Source organism: Peribacillus sp. NPDC060253 (assembly GCF_042727425.1).
Lineage (GTDB): Bacteria > Bacillota > Bacilli > Bacillales > DSM-1321 > Peribacillus.
Window position 1 is genome coordinate 1 of sequence record NZ_JBHXAS010000255.1, and the last position, 2,132, is coordinate 2,132.

A 2,132-nucleotide genomic window follows, 5' to 3' on the forward strand; every position below is an offset into this window, starting at 1 on the left:
TGCAACTCGCCTACATGAAGCCGGAATCGCTAGTAATCGCGGATCAGCATGCCGCGGTGAATACGTTCCCGGGCCTTGTACACACCGCCCGTCACACCACGAGAGTTTGTAACACCCGAAGTCGGTGAGGTAACCTTTATGGAGCCAGCCGCCTAAGGTGGGACAGATGATTGGGGTGAAGTCGTAACAAGGTAGCCGTATCGGAAGGTGCGGCTGGATCACCTCCTTTCTAAGGATAATTACGAGAGCGCTTTTGTTTTGTTCAGTTTTGAATGAGTAATTCATTCAATTAAATAGTAATCCCGCGATAAGCTTGGGAAGCAGAAGCTTATTATTTATGTGAATGGGCCTATAGCTCAGCTGGTTAGAGCGCACGCCTGATAAGCGTGAGGTCGATGGTTCGAGTCCATTTAGGCCCACCATTCCATTTTCCCAAAACGGGGCCTTAGCTCAGCTGGGAGAGCGCCTGCCTTGCACGCAGGAGGTCAGCGGTTCGATCCCGCTAGGCTCCACCAATGAAACAATCACGTTGTGATTGGGACAACTTGTTCCTTGAAAACTAGATAATAGATAGAAGGCAATTAATTTTTTTCAAAGCATCAGTAAGATCTTTTTTAACGGTTAAGTTAGAAAGGGCGCACGGTGGATGCCTTGGCACTAGGAGCCGATGAAGGACGGGACTAACACCGATATGCTTCGGGGAGCTGTAAGTAAGCTTTGATCCGGAGATTTCCGAATGGGGAAACCCACTGTTCGTAATGGAACAGTATCTTTACCTGAATACATAGGGTACTGAAGGCAGACCCGGGGAACTGAAACATCTAAGTACCCGGAGGAAGAGAAAGCAAATGCGATTTCCTGAGTAGCGGCGAGCGAAACGGAATTAGCCCAAACCAAGAGGCTTGCCTCTTGGGGTTGTAGGACACTCAACATGGAGTTACAAAGGAACGGGGTAAATGAAGTGATCTGGAAAGGTCCGTCAAAGAAGGTAAAAACCCTGTAGTTGAAACTTCGTTCCCTCCTGAGTGGATCCTGAGTACGGCGGGACACGAGAAATCCCGTCGGAAGCAGGGAGGACCATCTCCCAAGGCTAAATACTCCCTAGTGACCGATAGTGAACCAGTACCGTGAGGGAAAGGTGAAAAGCACCCCGGAAGGGGAGTGAAATAGATCCTGAAACCGTGTGCCTACAAGTAGTCAAAGCCCGTTAATGGGTAATGGCGTGCCTTTTGTAGAATGAACCGGCGAGTTACGATTTCATGCGAGGTTAAGTTGATAAGACGGAGCCGCAGCGAAAGCGAGTCTGAATAGGGCGAATGAGTATGAGGTCGTAGACCCGAAACCAGGTGATCTACCCATGTCCAGGGTGAAGTTCAGGTAACACTGAATGGAGGCCCGAACCCACGCACGTTGAAAAGTGCGGGGATGAGGTGTGGGTAGCGGAGAAATTCCAATCGAACCTGGAGATAGCTGGTTCTCTCCGAAATAGCTTTAGGGCTAGCCTCAAGATGAGAGTATTGGAGGTAGAGCACTGATTGGACTAGGGGCCCCCAACGGGTTACCGAATTCAGTCAAACTCCGAATGCCAAATACTTATTCTTGGGAGTCAGACTGCGAGTGATAAGATCCGTAGTCGAAAGGGAAACAGCCCAGACCACCAGCTAAGGTCCCAAAGTATACGTTAAGTGGAAAAGGATGTGGAGTTGCTTAGACAACCAGGATGTTGGCTCAGAAGCAGCCACCATTTAAAGAGTGCGTAATAGCTCACTGGTCGAGTGACTCCGCGCCGAAAATGTACCGGGGCTAAACGTATCACCGAAGCTGTGGATTGACACCGTATGGTGTCGATGGTAGGAGAGCGTTCTAAGGGCGTTGAAGTCAGACCGGAAGGACTGGTGGAGCGCTTAGAAGTGAGAATGCCGGTATGAGTAGCGAAAGAAGGGTGAGAATCCCTTCCACCGAATGCCTAAGGTTTCCTGAGGAAGGCTCGTCCGCTCAGGGTTAGTCGGGACCTAAGCCGAGGCCGAAAGGCGTAGGCGATGGACAACAGGTTGATATTCCTGTACCACCTATACATCGTTTGAACGATGGGGGGACGCAGAAGGATAGGGTAAGCGCGCTGTTGGATATGC

At 50.2% G+C, this 2,132-nt stretch carries 2 tRNA genes and 2 rRNA genes; all 4 read left to right on the forward strand.

What is annotated here, in order from left to right:
- Nucleotides 1-229, forward strand: a 16S ribosomal RNA gene (locus ACFWE9_RS26745); the annotation flags it as partial.
- A gap of 116 nt (nucleotides 230-345) precedes the next feature.
- Nucleotides 346-422: transfer RNA gene (locus ACFWE9_RS26750), tRNA-Ile, on the forward strand.
- A gap of 17 nt (nucleotides 423-439) precedes the next feature.
- Nucleotides 440-515 (forward strand) — tRNA-Ala (locus ACFWE9_RS26755).
- A gap of 104 nt (nucleotides 516-619) precedes the next feature.
- A 23S ribosomal RNA gene (locus tag ACFWE9_RS26760) occupies nucleotides 620-2,132 on the forward strand; the annotation flags it as partial.